Raw genomic sequence first — 21,382 nt, forward strand, 5'->3', positions numbered from 1 at the left:
GGCCAGCGGCCGGCACTACCAGGCTTTGCCCACCAAGGCCTGATCGCCCATATACCCCCGCTGCGCAGGCGGGGTTTCGCATTTCAGGGTTAGTCTGTGCGCCTCTTCCATGGAGTCGCCCGTCGATGCGTCGCCGTTCCCTCGTTCTTGCCCTGTCCCTGCTGCTGCCGGCCGGCGCCTTCGCCCAGGCCCAGCCGCAGGTCGCACCGGTCGCGTCACCCGCCGCCGCGCGCAACAGCGCCACCGTGGTGCTGACCGCCGCGCCGGCCGACTGGCGTGCACTGGATGGCCAGCACGTGCGCATCGCTGCGCCACTGATCCTGGCCGGCACCGATGGCCTTGAGCGCTTTGGGCAGCTCACCGTGGCCTTCGATGGCCGCCTCTGGCAGCCGACCGAAGTGGCCGCGCCGGGTACTGCCGGCTACGAGCAGGCGATGGCCGACAACCAGCGCCGTCGCCTGGTGCTGGACGATGGCAGCGATGCCCGTGATCCGGCCAGCGTGGCCTACCTGCCGGCCAACCCGGTACTGCGCACCGGCATGCAGCTGCGCAATGTGGAAGGCGTGGTGAACGTGGATGCACAGGGTCGGCCGCGCCTGCAGGTCGAAGGCGTGCTGAAGCTGCCGGAGCTAAAGCGTCCGGCGGTGCCGACGGTACCGGGCAGCCTGCATGTGGCCGCCTTCAACCTGGAGAATTTCTTCAATGGCGACGGCCAGGGCGGTGGCTTCCCGACCCTGCGCGGTGCGCGCACGCCGGATGAGCACAAGGCGCAGGTGGCCAAGCTGGTGACCACGGTCAACGCGCTGGGCGCCGATGTCGCTGCACTGATGGAGCTGGAGAACGACGGCTACGGCCCGCAGTCGGCCATCGCCGAACTGGTCGATGCGCTCAACCGCGATCGTGGCGGGCAGGGTGACTGGCGCTTCGTCGACGCCGGCAGCGGCCCCGGTGAAAACCCGATCCGGGTCGGCATCATCTACCGCAGCACGCGCCTGCAGCCGGTCGGCAAGCCGGCCACGCTGACCGGAGGCCCGTTCGTCGAGCACAGCCGCGTGCCGTTGGCGCAGGCCTTCCAGGGCAAGCAGGGCGCACCGTTCGTGGTGGTCGCCAACCACTTCAAGTCGAAGGGCTGCCGCGATGCGAGCGGCGCCGACGCCGACCGCAACGACAACCAGGGCTGCTGGAACGCCACCCGCGTGACCTCAGCGCAGCAGCTGCACGCCTGGCTGCAGACCGACCCGACCGGTACCGGTGCCAAGGACGCGGTGCTGCTGGGTGACTTCAATGCCTACGCGATGGAAGACCCGATCCGCACCCTGCATGACCTCGGCTGGCAGGACGCATTCAAGGTCGCCAAGGTCGAGCATCCCTACAGCTACGTCTACAACGGCTATACCGGCCGCCTCGACCACGCCCTGCTGAATCCGGGCATGGCCAAGCGCCTGCGCGGTGCCGCCGAGTGGCACAGCAATGCCGACGAACAGGACGCCAGCGGCTACCAGGGCCGCAACGTGCAGGGCCCGTGGCGCAGCTCCGACCACGATCCGCTGCTGCTGGGTTTCGACAAATAACGCACCGCCGGGGTCGGATCCCATTCCCATGGAATGGGATCCGACCCCGGGAATCGCTCACCCCCAGGCGATCAACCCGATCGCCAGCACCGCCAGTGCAAGACCGGCGCGGTTCCACTTCGTGGTCGCTTCGCCGAAAGCGAACACACCCACCAGCGCGCCCAGTACCACCACGCCGATGTTCATCCCGGCGAACACGGTGGCAGGGCTGTCCGGCATCGACTGGTGTGCATGTACATAGAAGAGAATGTTGCCGCCGTTGAGCAGGCCCAGCAGCGCGCCGGCGCCGAGGTTGCGCCAGGCCAGCCGGCTGCGGCCGCTGGCGTGTCGCCACAGCTGCAGCGCCAGCATCAGCACGAAGGCCACGCTGAAGCTGGCCAGCACCGCCGCCATCGACGGCGTGCCGGACAGCGCCACCTGCTTGAGCAGCACGTCCACCACCGCGAACCCGGCCCAGACGCCCAGCAGCCAGCCCCAGCCACCCGGTGAGGACGCCACCGCCGGTCCGCGTGGGCGCAGGCTGATCGCCACCATCGCCAGCAGGCCCAGGGCGAGACCCGCCAGCTTCCACGGCGTCGCAGTCTGGCCGAAGAACAGGAACGCGGCGGCCAATGACAGCAGCAGCGACAAGCGCTGTGCCACGTCGCTGCGCACGATGCCGGCCACCGCCACCGCGCGGCCCAGCACCAGGAAGATCGACGGCAGCACCACCGCCAGTGCCAGCAATGACAGCCACGGCGCATGTGGCGCGCGCAGTGCATCCAGCGGCGGCTGCAGCACCACGGCGGTGAGCGTTGCGGCCACCAGATAGTTCCAGGTGACCATCTGCGAAACATCCAACTGGCGGCGGCTGGCCAGCTTCAACAACACCGAAACCAGCACACTGCAGATCACGGCCAAGGACAGGTAGAGCATGGGGCGGGCACAGGGCAGGGGCGGGGGACGCTATCATGGTGCCATGCACAAGCCCTCGTTCCCTGTCGCCGCTGGCGAAACTGCATGCCTGGTGCTGGATGGCCCGGTTGGTCCGCTGGAGGTGGTCGTCGACCTGCCCAAGGCCGATGTGCCGGCGCAGCCGATCGTGGCGATCATCTGCCATCCGCTGTCCACCGAAGGCGGCACCCTGCACAACAAGGTGGTCACCATGACCGCCACCACCCTGCGCGAGCAGGGCATCGCCACGGTGCGCTTCAACTTCCGCAGCGTCGGCGGTTCGGCCGGTGAGTTCGACCACGGCGTGGGCGAGCAGGACGACCTGAAGGCGGTAGCCGCCTGGGTGCGCAGCCAGCGTCCGGATGACCGCCTGTGGCTGGCCGGTTTCAGCTTCGGCTCGTTCGTTTCGTTGAAGGCCGCTGCCGAGCTGCAGCCGGAAGCGCTGATCTCGATCGCGCCGCCGGCCGGTCGCTGGGACTTCGATGGCATCGCACCGCCGGCGCGCTGGCTGGTGATCCAGGGTGAGCAGGACGAGATCGTCGACCCGCAGGCCGTCTACCAGTGGCTGGACACGCTGGACTTCCCGCATGAGCTGGTACGCATGCCGGAGACCAGCCACTTCTTCCACCGCAAGCTGATCGATCTGCGCGGCGCGTTGACCCACGGCGTCAAGCACTGGCTGGGCGCGGCGGCATGAGTGCAACCGAGTTGACCCCGTCGCAGCGGTACGCGGAAGGGGTTGCCCGTGGCGATTGGCAGAACGACCCGGCCCAGCACGCAGCGCTGGCCGAGCTGGACCGCATCCACCTGGGCCTGCTGGACAGTGCCGAGGACGGCTGGCTGGATCGCCTGTCCTCGTTCTGGAAGAAGCCCGAGCCGGTCAAGGGCCTGTACTTCTGGGGCGGCGTCGGCCGCGGCAAGACCTTCCTGGTCGACCTGTTCTACGACGGCCTGCCGATCAAGCAGAAGTACCGCACCCACTTCCATCGCTTCATGCGCAGCGTCCATGAGCGCCTGCGCGAGCATCAGGGCCAGAGCGACCCGCTGGCGAAGATCGCCCAGGAATGGCGCAGCAACCTGCGCGTGCTGGTGCTGGACGAATTCTTCGTCACCGACATCGGCGACGCCATGTTGCTGGCGCGGCTGCTGGAGCGGATGTTCGCCGAGGGCGTGACCCTGGTCACCACCTCCAACACGGCGGTGGAAAACCTGTACCTCAACGGCCTGCAGCGTGAGAGTTTCATGCCGGCCATCGGCCTGCTGCAGCGCTTCTGCGTCGAGCTGTACGCCGAGGGCACCGAGGACTACCGCATGCGCGCGCTGACCCGCTCGCCGGTGTACCGAGCACCGCTGACCGCCGACAGCGACGAATGGCTGGCCACGCGCTGGAACGAACTGAGTGGCGGCCAACCTGCCAAGACCGGCAACATCGAGATCGAGGGCCGCAAGATCCCGGTCCGTGGTCGTGGCAAGAGCATTGCCTGGTTCGATTTCGCCGCCCTGTGCGAGGGCCCGCGTGGCCCGTCGGACTACATCGAGATCGCGCACGAGTTCAACACCGTGCTGCTGGGCGGCATCCCTGCGTTCGACCGCCTGAACGAAGATGCCGCGCGCCGCTTCGTCAATCTGATCGACGAGCTGTACGACCGCCATGTCAACCTGGTCTGTACCGCCAGCACTTCGCCGGTCGAGCTGTATTCCGGCACCCGCCTGCAGGGCGCGTTCGAGCGCACCGCCTCGCGCCTGATTGAAATGCAGAGCGCCGAATACCTGGGTACCCCGCACCGGGCGTGAGGGCGCCACCCAGGTAAATGCGTTGCCGGCCAGGGTTCCGGTAGTGCCGGCCGCTGGCCGGCATCCGCCGCGCAGTTATCGGGAGGGTGCCACGGCGTTGTCACGCGGCCGTTCATCCGGCCCGGCCGAGACATGCAGCCCTGAGCCGTTCCCGTGTTCCACCCGCACGCTCTCGCCGCGCTCCAGCAGCCGTAGCGGCTGGCCCTGGTAGCGCACCTCCAGCGCATCGTGGGCCTCTGCCAGTGACTGCACCAGCGGGCATAGCGCCATGGCCTTGGCCTCCAGCTGCTGGCTGCGCGCTTCCATGCGGCGGTCGACTTCGGCATCGAGGCGGTCGGCGCGGCGCTCCATGGCGCCGACGCGGCCGGTGAATACCTGCCACAACACGCTGCGGGTCATCGACCCGGCCATCGTCTCGGCCATCTGGTCGATGTGCGCGTCGAAGCCGTCGCCGAAGGCTTCCTGTTCCCAGTAGCCGCGGCCCAGGCTGGCGTCGATCCAGTCCTGCATCTCGCCGCGCATGGCACGCATCTGGCGGTTGCGGGACTTGCCGGTGATGGCCTCGAAGGCGGCATCCAGTGCGTCGAAGGTGACCCCGGAGACTTCGTGGGCCAGCGCCGTGGCCGCCGGCATCAGCCGGCGGGCGCCGGTCTCCATCTGCCGCAGGCGGGCGGCGTCGGCGGTGCTGACCGTCACCATCCTGCCGTCCAGGCTCAGCTCGCCGTCGTGGAACACCACTTCATGCGGTGCCTGTGGGCCGTGCCGCAGCCAGATGCCGCCGCTGTCCACCAGCACGTCGTAGTCGGTATGGATGCCGCACTGGTCTGAACGCAGTTCCGGTCCTTCGGCGGCCAGTGCCGGGGCAATGAACAGGGCGGGCAGCAGGGCCAGGGCGGGCAGTGACAGGCGCATCGGAACATCCTTCTCCGGAACCGAAGGTCCCCAGCATCCGCTGTCTGGGCGAGGCCGTCACCGGCCGGAAGTCACCCGTCCACCGGATTCCCACCGGCTGCCCACCACCTATCCACAGGGTTGTCCCTAGCCAGTTTCATCACTGTCATGTGAAGCTGTCATCGTTCCGCTGGTGGGGCGCTGATTGCTACCGCCGTGACGCTTTTCGGGCTTGACTGCGCAGCCCGTTCCAGCAGGTTCAAAGCGTCCAAACCAGGCGCCGACGGCCCGATCCTTGCGGCGCAAGGGATTGCCGAATTTCACTACATTTGGCGTTGACGGACCCCCTGACCCCCACTATCTTGTGGCTGACGGCGTTGGGAACCCCAAGCCGCCGGGTCCATGGAATGGATCGCCGGACCCTCCGGTGATGCGCCCTCCACGCCCGAAGCGGCACCGGTCAGCACTACCAGCAGCAGCCACAGGCGCAGGTCTCAATTCCTGCGACGCCGGTCTGCAATGCTGGGGTGTCATGTCCCGGGCCGCGTCATCCGATGCACCGAGCCACCATCCATCACGCCAAGAGGACTCACGCCGTGACCACCGAATCCAGCGCCACCATCGAGAAGGAAAGCGAATTCCTGTTGACGTCGCCGCCGACGGCCAACGCGATGAGTGTGACCAAGCGCAATGGCACGACCGAGCTGGTGGATCTGAACAAGATCGTGCGCGCGGTGCAGCGTTCCTCCGAAGGCCTGCACGCCGTCGATCCGATGCGCGTGGCAACCCGCACCATTTCCGGCCTGTACAACGGCGCCACCACCCGCGAGCTGGACGAACTGTCCATCCGCACCGCCGCCCTGCTGATCGGTGAAGAGCCCGAGTACGGCCGCCTGGCCGCACGCCTGCTGGCCAACTACATCGCCAAGGAAGTCTCGGGCCAGGAAATCTACGCCTTCTCGCAGTCGGTTGGTCGTGGCCACGAAGTGGGCCTGATCAACGACCGCCTGCTGAACTTCGTGCAGACCAACGCACGCAAGCTCAACGATGCGATCGACATGTCGCTGGACCTGAACTTCGATTACTTCGGCCTGCGCACCCTGTACGACCGCTACCTGCTGCGCCATCCGCACACCCGCAAGGTGATCGAGACCCCGCAGCAGTTCTTCCTGCGTATCGCCAGCGCGCTGAGCGAGGACGTGCCGGAGGCCCTGGCGCTGTACAAGCGCATGGGCAACCTGGACTACCTGCCGTCCAGCCCGACCCTGTTCAACTCCGGCACCACCCACGAGCAGCTGTCCTCGTGCTTCCTGCTGGATTCGCCGCAGGATTCGCTGGAGTCGATCTACTCCAAGTACGGCGATATCGCCCAGCTGTCGAAGTTCTCCGGCGGCATCGGCGTCAGCTACACCCGCGTGCGTTCGCGCGGTTCGCTGATCAAGTCCACCAACGGCCATTCCAACGGCATCGTGCCGTGGCTGAAGACCATGGATTCGTCGGTGGCTGCAGTGAACCAGGGCGGCAAGCGCAAGGGCGCGGCCTGCGTGTACCTGGAAACCTGGCACGCCGACGTCGAGGACTTCCTTGAACTGCGTGACAACACCGGCGACGAATCGCGCCGTGCGCACAACCTGAACCTGGCCAACTGGATCCCGGACCTGTTCATGAAGCGCGTCGAGGCCGACCAGGAATGGTCGCTGTTCGATCCGCGCGTGGTGCCGGAGTTCACCGACCTGTTCGGTGAAGCCTTCGAAGCCGCCTACCTGCAGGCCGAGGCACAGGGCAAGGCCAACCGCACCATCTCCGCGCGCAAGCTGTACTCGCGGATGATGCGCACCCTGGCCGAGACCGGCAACGGCTGGATGACCTTCAAGGACAAGTGCAACCGCGCCAGCAACCAGACCCTGCGCGCCGGCAACGTGATCCACCTGTCCAACCTGTGCACCGAAATCCTGGAAGTCACCTCGGCCGAAGAGACCGCGGTGTGCAACCTGGGTTCGATCAACCTGGGCAACCACTTCGACGGCAACGGCGAGTTCGATTTCGACAAGCTGGCCGACACCGTGCGTCTGGCCGTGCGCCAGCTCGACCGCGTGATCGACCTGAACTTCTACCCGATCGAATCGGCGCGCCGTGGCAATCTGCGCTGGCGCCCGGTCGGCCTGGGCTGCATGGGCCTGCAGGACGTGTTCTTCCGCAAGCGCCTGCCGTTCGACGGCGCCGAAGCCCGCGCGCTGTCGAAGAAGATCGCTGAGACCATCTACTTCCACGCGCTGGAAACCTCGGTCGAACTGGCCCAGGAACGCGGCAAGCACCCGTCCTTCGCCGACACCCGTGCGGCCAGCGGCGAGCTGCAGTTCGATGCCTGGAACGTGGTGCCCGAAGACGCCGAGCGTTGGGATAGCCTGCGCGAGCGCATCAAGGAACATGGCCTGCGCAACTCGCTGATGATCGCCATCGCACCGACCGCGACCATCGCCTCGATTGCCGGCTGCTACGAGTGCGTTGAGCCGCAGGTGTCCAACCTGTTCAAGCGCGAAACCCTGTCCGGTGACTTCCTGCAGGTCAACCGCTACCTGGTGAACGAGCTGAAGAAGCTGGGCCACTGGACCCCGGAAATGCGCGACGCGATCAAGCTGGCCGAAGGCTCGATCCAGGGCATCACGCAGATTCCGGAAACGCTGCGCCACGTCTACCGCACCGCGTGGGAACTGCCGATGCGTTCGCTGATCGACATGGCCGCCGACCGTGGCGCCTTCATCGACCAGTCCGCCTCGCTCAACCTGTTCATGGAAAGCCCGAACATCGGCGCGATGTCCTCCATGTACATGTACGCCTGGAAGCAGGGCATCAAGACCACCTACTACCTGCGTTCGCGTCCGGCCACCAAGATCGCCAAGACCACGGTCAGCCACGCCGCAGGCGCGGCCCCGGAGAAGGTGTTCAGCCCGGAAGAGGCCATCGCCTGCTCGCTGGAGAACCCGGAAGCCTGCGAGGCTTGCCAGTAATACACCGCGCCGTGGATCAACGCGCGGTGGGTGCCGACCGTTGGTCGGCACTGCTGCTCCACTACGGAAACATCAAGGTAGCGCCGGGCCACGCCCGGCGTTTTGACCCGAGAAGACAAGGAAACACCCATGGCCGACAAGCCCAAGCAGATGCTGCTCGATCCCGGTTTTGAACTGACCCTGCGCCCCATGCGCTACCCGCAGTTCTATGACATGTACCGGAATGCGATCAAGAACACCTGGACGGTGGAAGAGATCAACTTCCAGATCGACATCAGCGACCTGCACAGCAAGATGTCGCCGGGCGAGCGTCACCTGATCCACCGACTGGTCGCGTTCTTCGCCACCGGCGATTCGATCGTGTCCAACAACCTGGTGCTGAACCTGTACCAGCACTTGAACGCACCCGAGGCGCGCATGTACCTGTCGCGCCAGCTGTACGAGGAAGCGCTGCACGTGCAGTTCTACCTGACCCTGCTCGACAACTACCTGCCGGATCCGGACGAGCGCGTCAAAGCCTTCGCCGCGGTGGAGAACATCGACTCGATCAAGAAGAAGGCCGATTTCTGCTTCAAGTGGATCGACTCGATCCAGAACCTGAAGCGCATCGAGACCCGCGAAGAGCGTCGCCAGTTCCTGCTCAACCAGATCTGCTTCGCTGCGTGCATCGAAGGCCTGTTCTTCTTCGCCGCGTTCGCTTACGTCTACTACTTCCGTTCGCGCGGCCTGCTCAACGGCCTGGCTTCGGGCACCAACTGGGTGTTCCGCGACGAAAGCGCGCACATGGACTTCGCCTTCGAGTGCGTGGACGTGATCCGCGAGGAAGAGCCGGACCTGTTCGACGACAAGATGAAGCAGGATGTCTATGACATGCTGGCCGAAGCGATCGAGTGTGAAGTGCAGTTCGCCGAGGACGTGCTGTCCGGTGGCGTGGCGGGCATCTCCACCCGTGACATGCGCCAGTACCTGCAGCACTGCGCCGACAACCATTTCCATCGCCTGGGCATGGAGCGCAAGTACAACGTGCGCAACCCGCTGAGCTTCATGGAACTGCAGGACGTGCAGGAACTGACCAACTTCTTCGAACGCCGCGCCTCGGCCTACCAGGTGGGCGTGCAGGGCGAAGTCGCCTTCGACATGAACTTCTGATCGAACCAGTCAGGCCTGTCGCAACGAGAAACCCCGGCCAACGCCGGGGTTTTTTGTTGGTAGCGCCGGGCCATGCCCGGCGGAAACCGTCCGGCACGACGGACAACGTCGGCCGCGCTGCGCGCTCGCCGGGCATGGCCCGGCGCTACCGTATGTCTTACCGCCGCCCTTCCACCGCCATCCGCACCGCCAGCCCGGCCAGCACCGTGCCCATCAGCCAGCGTTGCACCACCTGCCAGGTCGGGCGCGCGGCGAGGAAGCCGGCGATGCTGCCCGCGGTCAGCGCGATGATGCCGTTCACGGTCACACTCACCGCGATCTGGGTGGAGCCCAGCACCACCGATTGCAGCAGCACGCTGCCTTCGCTGTCCGGGTGCAGGAACTGCGGCAGCAGCGACAGGTACATCACCGCCACTTTCGGGTTCAACAGATTGGTCAGGAAGCCCATCGTGAACAGCTTGCGCGGGCTGTCCTGCGGAAGCTCGCGTACCGCGAACGGCGAGCGGCCGCCGGGCTTGAGCGCCTGCCAGGCCAGGTACAGCAGGTACAGCGCGCCACCAATGCGCAGCGCGTCGTAGGCGAACGGTACGGTCATCAGCAGGGCGGTGATGCCCAGCGCCGCGCACAGCATGTAGAACACGAAGCCCAGCGCCACCCCGCCCAGTGAGATCAGGCCTGCCACCGGCCCCTGGCAGATCGAACGCGAGATCACGTAGATCATGTTCGGCCCGGGCGTGAGCACCATGGCCAGCGAAACCAGCGCAAAGGCCAGCAGGTCGGAAGTGGCGGGCATGGGCAGTCCTGGCAGTGGGCGTGGCGCAGTGTAACGCCTGCCACAGGCGCGGCCTGCGCAGGCACCGCTGCCGGGTGACCGTTGCACGTGCATTTCGATGGCCATCACGCCGGTCGCTTAGAATCCGCAGCACCCCACACTGAAACACCCCCATGACCCCGATCCACGAGACCGTGCCGCCCACCGAAGTACGCATGGCCGAAATCGTCTTCCCCAACCATACCAACCACCTTGGCACCCTGTTCGGTGGCCAGGCGCTGGCGTGGATGGACAAGGCCGCCTTCCTGGCCGCCGCACGCTATTCGCGCCGCACCGTGGTGACCGCGCGCAGCGACCAGGTCGACTTCAAGCTGCCGATCCGGATCGGCCAGATGGTGGAAACCATTGGCCGCATCGTCGAAGTCGGCCGCAGCTCGATGAAGGTGGAGGTGGAACTGGTCGCCGAAGACCTGCACAGCGGCGAGCGCAAGCTGTGCACCCGCGGCCACTTCGTGATGATCGCGCTGGACGAGGAAGGCCACCCGATCGCGGTGCCGCCGCTGCCGACAGCCTGATCCGCCGGCTGAACCTGCGCTTGCGGGGGCGGCGCCGCGCCCCCATCTGGCAGCCATGACCCCGCCACTGACCGACTTCATCGACCGCGCCCAGCGCCTGTTCGTACTGACCGGCGCCGGCTGCAGCACCGCCTCGGGCATTCCCGATTACCGCGATGCCGACGGCCAGTGGAAACGCACGCCGCCGGTGACTTACCAGGCCTTCATGGGCGAGGCGGCCACCCGCCAGCGCTACTGGGCGCGCAGCCTGCTGGGTTGGCCGCGCTTCGGCCTGGCCCAGCCCAACGGCACCCACCAGGCCCTGGCGGCCCTGGAAAGCCGCGGCACGCTGCAGGTGCTGCTGACCCAGAATGTGGACGGCCTGCACCAGCGTGCCGGCAGCCACAACGTGATCGACCTGCACGGCCGTCTGGATCTGGTGCGCTGCATGGGCTGCGAGCGTCGCAGTGATCGTGAGGACTTCCAGCAGCGCCTGTTGGACGCCAATCCCGGCTGGGACGCGCTGGAGGCCGGCATCGCGCCCGATGGTGATGCCGATCTGGAGACCGATTTCTCTGCGTTCGTGGTGCCCGAGTGCCCGCACTGCGGCAGCGTGCTGAAGCCGGACGTGGTGTTCTTCGGCGAGAACGTGCCGCGTGAACGCGTGGCGGCGGTGCACGATCACCTGCAGCAGGCTGACGCCGTACTCGTAGTGGGTTCGTCGCTGATGGTCTATTCCGGTTTCCGCTTCGTGCAGGCCGCAGCCAAGGCGGGGCTGCCGGTAGCCGCGCTGAACCGTGGCCGCACCCGCGCCGACGACCTGCTGTTGTTCAAGGACGAGCGGGATTGCGCGGAAGCACTGGCTGGGTTCGTCCTCGGGTAGCGCCGGGCCATGCCCGGCGGAAACGGGGTGCCGCGCTGCGCGCCGGCGCTACCCACATCGCGCCCCCACGAAACAGCGATCCATCCAGACGGTTGATTCGCAGGCCGTGCGGCGGTGCAATACGCCCCCCCATCCGCTTCTCCCCCGCCTCGCCGTGACCCAGCTGTTTTCGCCGATCTCGTTCGGCCCCCTGACCCTGTCCAACCGCATCGTCATCGCGCCGATGTGCCAGTACTCCGCCGAAGACGGTCGCGCCAGCGATTGGCACGCCATGCACCTGGGCAACCTGGCGCAGTCCGGTGCCGGCCTGCTGATCCTGGAAGCCACCGCGGTCGAACCGCGCGGCCGCATCAGCTGGGCCGACCTGGGCCTGTGGGACGACGGCACCGAGGCCGCGCTGGCACAGGTGCTGACCAGCGTGCGCCGCTGGTCGCCGATGCCGCTGGGCATCCAGCTGGGCCATGCCGGCCGCAAGGCCTCGGTGAGGCGTCCGTGGGACGGTGGTGGTCAGTTGCCGGCCGACGATGCGCGTGGCTGGGCCACCGTGGCGCCGTCGCCGCTGCCGTTCCATGCCGCCGATCCGGCACCGCAGGAACTGGACGAGGCCGGCATCGCCGAGGTCATCGCCGCCTTCGCCGCCAGTGCGGTTCGCGCCGAGCGCCTGGGCTTCGAGCTGATCGAGCTGCATGCCGCGCACGGTTATCTGCTGCACCAGTTCCTGTCGCCGCTGAGCAACCGCCGCACCGATGGCTACGGTGGCTCGCTGCCGAACCGCCTGCGCCTGCTGGTGGAGGTGTTTGATGCTGTGCGTGCGGCGGTGTCCGACAAGGTCGCGGTGGGCGTGCGTATTTCCGCCAGCGACTGGGTCGATGGTGGATGGGACCTGGTGCAGAGCGAAGCGCTGGCACAGGTGATGGACGCGCGCGGCTGCAACTTCCTGCATGTCTCCAGCGGCGGCCTGGACGAGCGCCAGAAGATCACCGTCGGCCCGGGTTACCAGGTGCCGTTCGCGGCGGCGATCAAGGCCAAGGTGCGCATGCCGGTTATCGCGGTGGGCATGATCACCGAACCGGAGCAGGCCGAGTCGATCCTGCGCCATCGCCACGCCGATGCGGTAGCGCTGGCGCGCGGCATCCTCTACGACCCGCGCTGGCCGTGGCATGCCGCCGCCGCGCTGCGTGACAGTGTGGACGCGGCGCCGCAGTACCTGCGCTGCGAGCCGCGTGATGCGCGCGGCGTGTTCAAGACGCGCTGAGGCTCACACCCGCCAGGCCGGCGCCATGCCGGCCTGCAGGTGCTCGAACAGCGCGCGGATCTTGGCGGTGAAGTCGCGGCGGTCGCTGACGCAGAAATAGACCTCCATCGGCGCCGGGCGCCATTCGCTGTCGGCACCGAACACCGCCTGCAGGCGGCCATCGCGCAGGTAGGGCTCGGCCACGAATGCAGCCAACCGCGTGATGCCGGCACCGGCCACCGCCAGCGTCGCCAGCGCATCGATGTCATCGCAGACCATGCTCGGTGGCAGTGCCGCGTCCACGCGCTGGCCATCCTTCAGCAGTCCCCAGCGCAGCGGCCGGCCGTCGGTGGGAAAGCGGTGCAGCAGCCCGCGATGGCCGCTCAGCTCGGAGGGTTGCTGCGGGGTGCCGTGTGCCTTCAGGTAGGCCGGCGAGGCGCAGAACACGAACGGCACGCGCGCCAGCTGCCGTGCGACGACCCCGTCCTCCAGCTGTGCACCGATGCGGATGCTGGCATCCACCGCTTCCGGGCCGTGCTGCACGGCGCGATCGGTCAGCCGCAGCTCCAGCTGCAGTTGCGGGTAGCGCTGCTGCAGCGAAGGCAGCAACGGCGCAAGCACGTGGCGACCGAACGCGCTGCTGCTGGCGATGCGCAGCGGTCCTGCCGGTTCGATGTCACCGGAGGTGACCATCGCCTGCGCGCGCGCCAGGTCGGCTTCGATGTGGCGCACCTGCGCCAGGTACAACGCGCCGGCCTCGCTGAGGGCCAGCTGGCGCGTACTTCGGTTCAGCAACCGTACGCCCAGATGCGCCTCCAGCCGGTTGATGTTCTGGCCGACTGCGGTGGCGCTGATGCCAAGGATGCGGGCCGCAGCGGCAATGCTGCCGGTCTCTGCGGTGCGGGTGAAGCTGCGGATCAATTGCAACAGGTTCATGACCGACCAGCTTGCCATGGAGAAACCCAAGTATCGCTTGGGACTGAACCAAGCAGGTCGGTTGCATCGGTGACCATCGATCCGCCGGGCCGGGCGCTGCCCTACACTCGGGCGATGCGCCCCGATTCCATCCTGACCCTGTCCTGCCCCGACCGTACCGGTATCGTCTACCGCGTGTCCGGCCTGCTGTTCGACCACGGCTGCAACATCCTCGACGCCCAGCAGTTCGGCGACGAGGAAAGCGGCCGCTTCTTCCTGCGCGTGCATTTCGACCGCGATGCTGGTCTGCCGCTGGAGACCGTGCACGCGGCCATGGCTACGCTCGCCGCCGGCTTCGGCATGGACTGGCAGCTGCACGATGGCCGCCGCCGCGCGCGCCTGCTGGTGCTGGTCAGCAAGCAAGGACACTGCCTCAATGACCTGCTGTTCCGCGCCCACAGCGGCCAGCTGAAGGTCGACATCGCGGCGGTGGCGTCCAACCACGCCGATTTCGCAGCGCTGGCCGCGTCCTACCAGGTGCCGTTCCACCACCTGCCGGTGACCGCCGATACGCGTGCGGTGCAGGAACAGCAGATCATCGACCTGGTCGAACGCGAACGCATCGACCTGGTGGTACTGGCGCGCTACATGCAGATCCTGTCACCCACGTTGTGCCGCGCCCTGGCCGGCCGTGCGATCAACATCCACCACAGCTTCCTGCCCAGCTTCAAGGGCGCGCAGCCGTATCATCAGGCGCACGCACGCGGGGTCAAGATCATCGGTGCCACCGCGCACTACGTCACCGAGGATCTGGACGAAGGTCCGATCATCGAACAGGACGTGGCCCGCGTGGACCACGCGATGGTTCCGCGCGAACTGGTGCGGCTGGGCAGCGATACCGAATCGCTGGTGCTGGCACGCGCCGTGCGCCGCCATGTGGAACACCGCATCCTGCTCAACGGGCACCGTACGGTCGTGTTCCGGTAGTGCCGGCCGCTGGCCGGCAACAGCAGAGATCCCGGGGTTGCCGGCCAGCGGCCGGCACTACCGTTTCGGGTCGGATTACCGGTAGCGCCGGGCCGTGCCCGGCGGTTGTGGGTCAGGCGATCGCGATCCCCGCCTTGCCAAGCGCCTCGCGCACCATCGCGTCGTTGGCGTCGGTTACCGGCTTGGTCAGCTCCCACAGGAATCTCACCCGGAAGCCGGACTTCACCGCGTCCTGCGCGCTCCACAGCACGCAGTAGTCGCGGGCCAGGCCGCACACGTGCACCTCGCGGATGCCACGCTCGTGCAGGCAACCGGCCAGGCCGGTGGCGGGGCGGGTACCGTCGGGCCCGTGGTTCTCGCGGAAGGCACTGTATGAATCCACTTGCTGGCGGGTGCCCTTGCGCAGGATCAAGTCGGCCACGGTCCAGTCCACGCCGGGATGCAGGGCGGCACCGGCGCTGCCCTGCACGCAGTGGTCCGGCCACAGGGTCTGCGGCTGCGCGTGCAGCAGGATGGTCTCGAAGGGCCGTCGGCCGGGGTGCTGGCTGGCGAACGAGGCATGGTCGGCCGGGTGCCAGTCCTGGGTCGCCACCACGGTGCGGTAGCGGCGCTGCGCCAGCAGTTCGGCAATCGGTGCTACCAACGCATCGCCCTGGTCGCAGGCCAGTGTGCCACCGGGCATGAAGTCCGGCTGCAGGTCGATCACCAGCAGGGCGACATCGGCGGGCAGGGCGGTCATGGCAGATCCGGTACAACGAAAGGGGCGACCAGCGTGGCCGCCCCATGCGCACACGTCAATCGCCCTGCGGCGTCTCAGCGTCCTGCCCGTAGTACAGCAGGCCGATCTTGATCCGTTCGCGGCCGTTCTCGCGGCGGTGGCGGTTGGCATCGCGCAGCGAGTACACGCAGCCGCAGTATTCCTGCTGATAGAACTGCTCGCGCTTGCTGATCTCGACCATGCGGCTGGCGCCGCCGCCCTTGCGCCAGTTGTAGTCCCAGTACTGCAGGCCTTCATAGCGGGATGCGGCGCGGATGCCACAGTCGTTGATCTGCGCCATGTTCTTCCAGCGCGAAATGCCCAGCGACGAACTGATGGTGTCGTAGCCATGCTCGTGCGCATACAAGGCGGTGCGCTCGAAACGCATGTCGAAGCACATCGTGCAGCGGATACCACGCTCGGGCTCGTTCTCCATGCCGCGTGCACGGCTGAACCAGTTGTCCGTGTCGTAATCGCAGTCGATGAAGGGAATGTTGTGCTGTTCGGCGAAGCGGATATTCTCCTGCTTGCGCAGCTCGTACTCCTTCACCGGGTGGATGTTGGGGTTGTAGAAGAAGATCGCGTAGTCGATCCCGGAGGCGGTGATCGCCTCCATCACTTCGCCGGAGCAGGGTGCGCAGCACGAGTGCAGCAGCAGGCGCTGGCCGTTTTCGGGCAGGGACAGGGTGGGGCGTTGGAGCTCGGTCATCGTCAGGTACCGCATGGACCGCCGGCAACGGCGGTGGCCATGCATCAGCGCGTGGGTGAACAGGTCTGGCCGGAAACCGTGAACAGGACGCACGCGGCCGCACCGCCTGCACGCGCAGGACAACGACGGCCCCGGCAACCTCCCCGCGGAGATTCCAGGTCGAGTCCGGGGACAGTCGTGTCCCCCGGCCGGGGCCGGTATTCGGGCTGATGGACACGGGCCGCAGCCCACCTACTACCCGCCGCTTCCCAGGCGTGAGCCCAGTGCTGTTGGCAGGATTCGTTTCCATTCACCGCTGCGGGGCAGCTCCGGAATGGGCGCGCGAGGCGCCTTCACCGGATTCCCGTTTAAATCCCTGCCGCCATCAACGCCACGGCAGGGATACCTTCGGCGTGCCCACGGTGGACGCGTCGAGGGCAATGGTCAAGGGCCAATGAAAGCGCAGGGCTGTGGCTCGTTTCTCAGGCTGTGAGAGCGCCTCTTGCGATACTGGGCACCGACAGACGGGAGGTGGCTCGTGGCGGCGAAGTACTGCGATCTGGTCATGAAAGGCGGCATCACCAGCGGCATCGTGTATCCCAATGCGGTACTGGCGCTGGCCCGCGAATATCGTTTCAAGAGCATCGGCGGCACCTCGGCCGGCGCCATCGCCGCGGCGGTGGCGGCCGCGGCGGCGTGCGGTGATCGCCGCCAGCAGGCGGGTGAACACCTGCCCGGCGATGCAGGCTACAGCGGGCTGTCGGCGGTGTCGGCGCAGCTGTCGCGGCGTGGCTTCATCTACAGCCTGTTCCAGCCGGCGAGAGGCGCTCGTGCAGCGTATCGGCTGCTGGTGGTGCTGACCGGCAATGCCCGCCTGCCGCACAAGCTGCTGTGCCTGGCCGTTGCGGTGTTCGAGATTGCACCGCTGGAAGTGCTGGTATCGCTGTCGCTGCTGCTCGGCCTGGGCTGGTGGGGCGGTGGCTGGAGCGGCGTGGCTGCCACGCTGCTGCCATCACTGCTGTGCGCTTACGGTGCCGGCGTGGCCGGTGCCGCGCTGCGGGTGGCCCGGGTGGCGCGGCGCAATCTGCTGGGCCTGTGCAGCGGCCTTGGCCGTGATGCACGCAGACCGGCATTGACCGAATGGTTGCATGAAAGCCTGCAGCAGCTGTCCGGCAAGCCGCTGGATGCACCGCTCACCTTCGCCGACCTGCACGATGCGCCGCGCTATGCCGGCGAGCCGGACAGCCCGCATGCAATCAGCCTGCAGATGATCACCACCTGCGTGTCGCACAACGAGCCACGTACGTTGCCGCTGGGTGGCGCGCAGTTCTGGTTCCTGCGCGAGGAGTTCGAGCAGCTGTTCCCGGCCAGCGTGGTGCAGTGGCTGGTGACGCAGGCCGGCCCGCCGCTGGAGGTGGAGGGGCGCCGGTACTACCACCTGCCGCAGGGGCCGAAGCTGCCGGTGCTGGTGGCCACGCGCATGAGCCTGAGCTTCCCGTTGCTGATCAGCGCGGTGCCGCTGCACGAGCCCTCTCGCCGCGAGCGTCGCTGCGAACCGACCGCACCTGCGGCCGACCAGGAGCACAATGTGGCCGACAGCATGGAAGGGCTGACCAGTGCCGGGCAGACCTGTGGCCCGGTGATCACCGCATTCCGCATCTGCTGGTTCTCCGATGGTGGCATCAGCAGCAACTTCCCGATCCACCTGTTCGATGCCGCGTTGCCGCGCTGGCCGACCTTCGCCATCAATCTGGTCTACCCGCAGCACGCCGAAGACGTGAGCCACGGCAGCAGTGGCCGCCAGGCGCTGGAACACGCGGTGTTCCTGCCCACCGAGAACCGCCACGGTTGGCAGCGTACCTACCAGTCGATCGCCACACCGCTGGCCGCTGCGGAGCTGGGCCGTTTCCTGTTCGCGGTGGTGGCGACCATGCAGAACTGGCGCGACCTGCTGCAGGCGCGCGCGCCGGGTTACCGCGACCGCATCGTGCATGTGAGCCTGCAGGGCGACGAGGGCGGCATGAACCTGGACATGCCGCAGGACGTGCTGACCCGCATCGCCGACAAGGGCAGCCTGGCCGGTGCACGCTTCTGTTCGTTCTCGTTCGAGAACCACTACTGGATCCGCTGGCGCAACCTGGCCTCGGCCTACCAGCGCTACACGCTGGAAGTGGCGCGTACCGATGACCCGGCACAGCAGGTGCTGGCCTACCGCGCAGCGTATGCGATGGTCGCCAGTGGCCAGCCGGCGCCGCCGTCGTACAAGCTGGGCTCGGAAGACAAGCGGCTGGCCTCGCAGCAGCTGTGGGGATTGATGGTCGAGCAGGGGCGCAGCTGGGACGACCTGGGCCCGGACCTCACCGACGGTGCACCGCGCCCGCTGCCGCAGATGAAGGTGACGCCGATCTATTGAGCACTGTCCGGTAGCGCCGGGCCATGCCCGGCGGCTTTTTCCATCGCAGCACTCGCCGGGCATGGCCCGGCGTTACCGTCTATCGCCACGGCGCCACCACCGCATCACCCTGCAATGGCGCATACAACGGCAGCGCCAGTTCCTGCTTCACCCAGCCCGGATTGAGCGCACGCAGTCCTGCCAGATACTCGCGCGCCAGCGCGGTATCGCCCTGTCGCATCGCCAATCGTGCGGCGCGCGCCCAGGTGCGGTCCCAGCCGTGTGCCAGCGACAACGACGTTGCCAGCGCTGCGCGCGCACCTGCCACATCACCCTTCTCCCAACGCTCCTCGGCGTGGATGATCGCTTCGTTCGACAGGCGCATGTCGTACAGCTCGCGCAGCCTCGCCACCGCAAGCGGGTCGGCGTCCACGCGCAGGTCGGTGTCCTGCCAGTCGCCACCGGGCGTACGCACCAGCAGCGCCGCCGACCACTGCCCGCTGCGTTGACCACCCGCTGCCTGACCGGCTTCCAGCGCCGCCAGCAGGCGCACCGCCAATTCACCGTGTGATGCGGCGAAGACGCGTTGCATCGCCGCCAGCACCTCTGGCCCGGCCAGGCCATTGCCCTGCACGCTCAGCATGCCCTCACCCTGCGCACCGGCCCAATCCGCCTGCTGCGCAGTAGCGCCGGTGTACTGCGCATTGCCGCCGCGTGCGCTGACCAGCCCCACCTGGCGCTCGGCAAGCGTGGTGCCATCGAAGTTGCCGTCTTCATCCAACAGCTGCTTCAGCACCTGCGAAGGCGTGCGGCCTTTGGCCAACAGCTCAAGGCCGTTGGAGCCATAGGTCGGGTTGGTCTCGAACTGGCTGGCGACCGCGCCCACCTTCGCCTGTGCCCACGGCACACCCACGCCCCCGACCGCCAGGTTGTGCGTAGCCACCGCCACCCCGCAGTCGCCGACCTCATTGCAGGCCGCAATGGAAAAGGTGGCCCACGCCGGCGCAGCGAAGGCGGTAAGCAGCAGGGCCAGGCAGGAACGCAACGGGGACATGGCCATCTCCAGGGCAGGCATTGCAATGGGATGCAGCCTACGCACGAAAGGTTTAGTAGATCCACGCCATGCGTGGATCTACCGTGTCGACCAAGGTCGACACCCACCAACAGCAGCAGGAAACTGTCGAAGGCGGGGTGGTGTCGGATTGCGGGGTGTCCGCGGCATGGATGCCGCGGCCAAGCCCCCAGGGACGGGTTCACGGCGTCCCCGCAATCCGACATCACCCCGCCATCCCACGGAATGCCAGCTTTTGCCGTTGCTGTTGCCGTTGCTTCGGCCTCTGCAGGTGCAGGGCGCAGCCCTGCCGAACCACCCCTACCTCCCCGGCAACTGCGCGAACGCGCGCTGCATGCAGTCCTCGCGCGGGCACACCCGGCACCCCGGTCCGATCGACACCGAATTACCCGGGCTCTGCACATCCAGCCCCAGTGAATACACCAGCCGCTCGGCGTGCTGCAGATCGCAGCCCAGCGCCACCGCGAACGTCTTGCGCGGCTGGCCATGGCCCACCGGCCCGCTGCTGACCTGCCGCGCCAGCCAGAAATGGCGGCGGCCATCGGGCATGCGCGCGGTCTGCGTCAGGATGCGCCCCGGCTGGTTGAACGCCTCGTAGACGATCCACAGCGGGCACGAGCCACCCACCTGCGAGAAGTGGAAATCGGTGGCGGAGTGGCGCTTGGATACGTTGCCGGCGCGGTCCACCCGGATGAAGAAAAACGGCAGGCCGGGTGCGCTGCGCCGTGCCAGCGTGCTCAGCCGGTGGCAGACCGCTTCGAAGCCGACGCCGAACTGATGCGCCAGCAGTTCGATGTCGTAGCTGCTGGCTTCGGCCGCACGCAGGAAGCGCATGTACGGCATCACCAGCGCGCCGGCGAAATAGTTGGAAAGACCGATCCGTGCCTGCGCGATGCGCGCGTCATCGGTGAAGCCGGCACGCGCCACCACCGCATCGATCTGCGGCAGGTAGCCGTGCAGTGCCAGCTCGGCGGCCATCTGGAATGCCTGCTGGCCAGGCTCCAGATAATCGGGCAGCCACAGCCGCCGCGCACCGGCGTCGTACTGGCGCTTTTCGCGCCCGGCCTGCAGTGCGGCCACCTCCACCAGCACGCCATGGCGGTCGGCCAGCAGCTGGCGCAGCCGTGGTGCCACATGCCCCGGTGACAGCCCCCACTCGGCGAACAGCTGCTCGGCCAACTCATCCAGCTCGGGGATGTGGTTGTGCATGCGGTTGAAGAACTCGCGTACCTGGTCGCCAGCGGGCAAGGTGCTGCCGGCGCCGGGCTCACCCAGCTGGAACTCCAGTGCGGCGGCATGCTCGCGCAGCGCCAGGTGGCGGCGGTGCAGGTCCAGCAGCGCGCGGCTGACCTGCGGCAGGTTGCCGGCCAGCGCGCGCAGCTCCGTGGCGCTGACCTCGGCCAAGCCCAGGTCGCGCAGGGTCTCGCCCAGCGCTTCCTGCAGCGCGGCGGGCTCATCGTCGTCGAACAGGGCGGAAACATCGCCCAACACCTCGCCCAGCTTCTTCTGCACGGCCGGCGTGAGTGGACGCTTGTTGCGCTCGATCTGGTTCAGGTAGCTGGCCGACAGCCCCAGCGCCTGCGCCAGGGCCGCCTGGCTGTAGCCGCGCTGTTCGCGCAGCCGCAGCAGGCGAAGGCCGAGTTGCCGCTGGGTGGCTGAATAATTCACAGAATTAACATGAATCGTCTGGCGTGTTGGCCAGATTAAGCGGATTCAGCCCGGAAATCGAGGTGGCTGCTGTGAATAATGCCAAGCATCTTTCGCACCCCGTGGGATTGTCGT

Annotated in this window: 18 protein-coding genes and 1 riboswitch; of the genes, 10 read left to right on the forward strand and 8 right to left on the reverse strand. The window is 67.3% G+C overall.

Annotated elements, in window-relative coordinates; translation table 11 throughout:
• Positions 1-125: 125 nt before the first annotated feature.
• Positions 126-1,571 carry an ExeM/NucH family extracellular endonuclease gene (locus SMAL_RS01015; protein ID WP_012509750.1) on the forward strand — a complete coding sequence of 482 codons (1,446 nt, stop codon included), beginning with the start codon at positions 126-128 and terminating at the stop codon, positions 1,569-1,571.
• Between the two features lie 57 nt (positions 1,572-1,628).
• Here SMAL_RS01015 and SMAL_RS01020 read toward each other — a convergent pair whose 3' ends face one another.
• Positions 1,629-2,486, reverse strand: coding sequence for an EamA family transporter (locus SMAL_RS01020; RefSeq protein ID WP_012509751.1), 858 nt, complete (start codon positions 2,484-2,486; stop codon positions 1,629-1,631).
• Positions 2,487-2,529: 43 nt separating this feature from the next.
• Between SMAL_RS01020 and SMAL_RS01025 the strand changes: the two genes are divergently transcribed.
• Both SMAL_RS01025 and zapE read left to right on the forward strand, forming a co-directional pair.
• Complete coding sequence (locus SMAL_RS01025) at positions 2,530-3,201, forward strand: alpha/beta hydrolase (RefSeq protein ID WP_012509752.1); 672 nt, start codon at positions 2,530-2,532, stop codon at positions 3,199-3,201.
• Entirely contained in the window at positions 3,198-4,298 is a 1,101-nt protein-coding gene (zapE, locus tag SMAL_RS01030; RefSeq protein WP_012509753.1) for a cell division protein ZapE, read from the forward strand. Before SMAL_RS01025 ends, zapE begins: the two co-directional genes overlap by 4 nt.
• Positions 4,299-4,373: 75 nt before the next feature.
• Here zapE and SMAL_RS01035 read toward each other — a convergent pair whose 3' ends face one another.
• Positions 4,374-5,210, reverse strand: coding sequence for a DUF2884 family protein (locus SMAL_RS01035; RefSeq protein ID WP_012509754.1), 837 nt, complete (start codon positions 5,208-5,210; stop codon positions 4,374-4,376).
• Positions 5,211-5,785: 575 nt separating this feature from the next.
• Here SMAL_RS01035 and SMAL_RS01040 point away from each other — a divergent pair.
• A complete protein-coding gene (locus SMAL_RS01040) occupies positions 5,786-8,197 on the forward strand; it encodes a ribonucleoside-diphosphate reductase subunit alpha (protein WP_004136104.1) in 2,412 nt (803 codons plus the stop codon).
• A 129-nt stretch (positions 8,198-8,326) separates the two neighbouring features.
• Positions 8,327-9,346: a ribonucleotide-diphosphate reductase subunit beta gene (locus tag SMAL_RS01045; RefSeq protein WP_012509755.1), complete on the forward strand. Its 1,020-nt coding sequence runs from the start codon at positions 8,327-8,329 to the stop codon at positions 9,344-9,346.
• A 157-nt stretch (positions 9,347-9,503) separates the two neighbouring features.
• Here the strand turns inward: SMAL_RS01045 and SMAL_RS01050 are convergent, their stop codons facing one another.
• Positions 9,504-10,139, reverse strand: a complete 636-nt coding sequence (locus tag SMAL_RS01050) for a LysE family translocator (RefSeq protein WP_012509756.1) — start codon at positions 10,137-10,139, stop codon at positions 9,504-9,506.
• A gap of 152 nt (positions 10,140-10,291) precedes the next feature.
• Here SMAL_RS01050 and SMAL_RS01055 point away from each other — a divergent pair, with 152 nt between their 5' ends.
• From SMAL_RS01055 to SMAL_RS01065, 3 genes are all read left to right on the forward strand, one after another.
• Complete coding sequence (locus SMAL_RS01055) at positions 10,292-10,693, forward strand: acyl-CoA thioesterase (RefSeq protein WP_004136204.1); 402 nt, start codon at positions 10,292-10,294, stop codon at positions 10,691-10,693.
• Positions 10,694-10,748: 55 nt separating this feature from the next.
• Positions 10,749-11,555, forward strand: coding sequence for an NAD-dependent protein deacetylase (locus SMAL_RS01060; protein ID WP_012509757.1), 807 nt, complete (start codon positions 10,749-10,751; stop codon positions 11,553-11,555).
• Between the two features lie 154 nt (positions 11,556-11,709).
• A complete protein-coding gene (locus SMAL_RS01065) occupies positions 11,710-12,810 on the forward strand; it encodes an NADH:flavin oxidoreductase/NADH oxidase (RefSeq protein WP_012509758.1) in 1,101 nt (366 codons plus the stop codon).
• Between the two features lie 3 nt (positions 12,811-12,813).
• On the opposite strand, the gene SMAL_RS01070 is transcribed toward SMAL_RS01065, so the two are convergent.
• A complete protein-coding gene (locus tag SMAL_RS01070) occupies positions 12,814-13,725 on the reverse strand; it encodes a LysR family transcriptional regulator (RefSeq protein ID WP_012509759.1) in 912 nt (303 codons plus the stop codon).
• Between the two features lie 114 nt (positions 13,726-13,839).
• Between SMAL_RS01070 and purU the strand changes: the two genes are divergently transcribed.
• Positions 13,840-14,691, forward strand: coding sequence for a formyltetrahydrofolate deformylase (gene purU, locus SMAL_RS01075; protein WP_012509760.1), 852 nt, complete (start codon positions 13,840-13,842; stop codon positions 14,689-14,691).
• 112 nt (positions 14,692-14,803) lie between these two features.
• Here purU and SMAL_RS01080 read toward each other — a convergent pair whose 3' ends face one another.
• Entirely contained in the window at positions 14,804-15,430 is a 627-nt protein-coding gene (locus SMAL_RS01080; RefSeq protein WP_012509761.1) for a nicotinamidase, read from the reverse strand.
• 55 nt (positions 15,431-15,485) lie between these two features.
• Positions 15,486-16,172: an epoxyqueuosine reductase QueH gene (locus SMAL_RS01085; protein WP_012509762.1), complete on the reverse strand. Its 687-nt coding sequence runs from the start codon at positions 16,170-16,172 to the stop codon at positions 15,486-15,488.
• Between the two features lie 160 nt (positions 16,173-16,332).
• A riboswitch (cobalamin riboswitch) is annotated at positions 16,333-16,547 on the reverse strand.
• Positions 16,548-16,701: 154 nt separating this feature from the next.
• On the opposite strand from SMAL_RS01085, the gene SMAL_RS01090 reads away from it, so the two are divergent.
• Positions 16,702-18,549, forward strand: a complete 1,848-nt coding sequence (locus tag SMAL_RS01090) for a patatin-like phospholipase family protein (protein ID WP_050767046.1) — start codon at positions 16,702-16,704, stop codon at positions 18,547-18,549.
• Between the two features lie 79 nt (positions 18,550-18,628).
• On the opposite strand, the gene SMAL_RS01095 is transcribed toward SMAL_RS01090, so the two are convergent.
• Positions 18,629-19,582 (reverse strand): DUF1028 domain-containing protein, encoded by a 954-nt coding sequence (locus SMAL_RS01095; RefSeq protein ID WP_041864614.1) that lies wholly within the window; start codon positions 19,580-19,582, stop codon positions 18,629-18,631.
• A 318-nt stretch (positions 19,583-19,900) separates the two neighbouring features.
• The gene (locus SMAL_RS01100) at positions 19,901-21,268 is read right to left on the reverse strand and encodes a helix-turn-helix domain-containing protein (protein ID WP_012509765.1); all 1,368 of its coding nucleotides are present in this window, start codon (positions 21,266-21,268) and stop codon (positions 19,901-19,903) included.
• Positions 21,269-21,382: the final 114 nt, after the last annotated feature.

This window comes from Stenotrophomonas maltophilia R551-3, from assembly GCF_000020665.1.
Lineage (GTDB): Bacteria > Pseudomonadota > Gammaproteobacteria > Xanthomonadales > Xanthomonadaceae > Stenotrophomonas > Stenotrophomonas maltophilia_L.

Coding starts and splice junctions, on each gene's coding strand:
- SMAL_RS01015 (WP_012509750.1), top strand. CDS start 126: ATGCGTCGCCGTTCCCTCGTTCTTGCCCTGTCCCTGCTGCTGCCGGCC.
- SMAL_RS01020 (WP_012509751.1), bottom strand. CDS start 2,486: ATGCTCTACCTGTCCTTGGCCGTGATCTGCAGTGTGCTGGTTTCGGTG.
- SMAL_RS01025 (WP_012509752.1), top strand. CDS start 2,530: ATGCACAAGCCCTCGTTCCCTGTCGCCGCTGGCGAAACTGCATGCCTG.
- zapE (WP_012509753.1), top strand. CDS start 3,198: ATGAGTGCAACCGAGTTGACCCCGTCGCAGCGGTACGCGGAAGGGGTT.
- SMAL_RS01035 (WP_012509754.1), bottom strand. CDS start 5,210: ATGCGCCTGTCACTGCCCGCCCTGGCCCTGCTGCCCGCCCTGTTCATT.
- SMAL_RS01045 (WP_012509755.1), top strand. CDS start 8,327: ATGGCCGACAAGCCCAAGCAGATGCTGCTCGATCCCGGTTTTGAACTG.
- SMAL_RS01050 (WP_012509756.1), bottom strand. CDS start 10,139: ATGCCCGCCACTTCCGACCTGCTGGCCTTTGCGCTGGTTTCGCTGGCC.
- SMAL_RS01055 (WP_004136204.1), top strand. CDS start 10,292: ATGACCCCGATCCACGAGACCGTGCCGCCCACCGAAGTACGCATGGCC.
- SMAL_RS01060 (WP_012509757.1), top strand. CDS start 10,749: ATGACCCCGCCACTGACCGACTTCATCGACCGCGCCCAGCGCCTGTTC.
- SMAL_RS01070 (WP_012509759.1), bottom strand. CDS start 13,725: ATGAACCTGTTGCAATTGATCCGCAGCTTCACCCGCACCGCAGAGACC.
- purU (WP_012509760.1), top strand. CDS start 13,840: ATGCGCCCCGATTCCATCCTGACCCTGTCCTGCCCCGACCGTACCGGT.
- SMAL_RS01080 (WP_012509761.1), bottom strand. CDS start 15,430: ATGACCGCCCTGCCCGCCGATGTCGCCCTGCTGGTGATCGACCTGCAG.
- SMAL_RS01085 (WP_012509762.1), bottom strand. CDS start 16,172: ATGCGGTACCTGACGATGACCGAGCTCCAACGCCCCACCCTGTCCCTG.
- SMAL_RS01090 (WP_050767046.1), top strand. CDS start 16,702: ATGAAAGGCGGCATCACCAGCGGCATCGTGTATCCCAATGCGGTACTG.
- SMAL_RS01095 (WP_041864614.1), bottom strand. CDS start 19,582: ATGTCCCCGTTGCGTTCCTGCCTGGCCCTGCTGCTTACCGCCTTCGCT.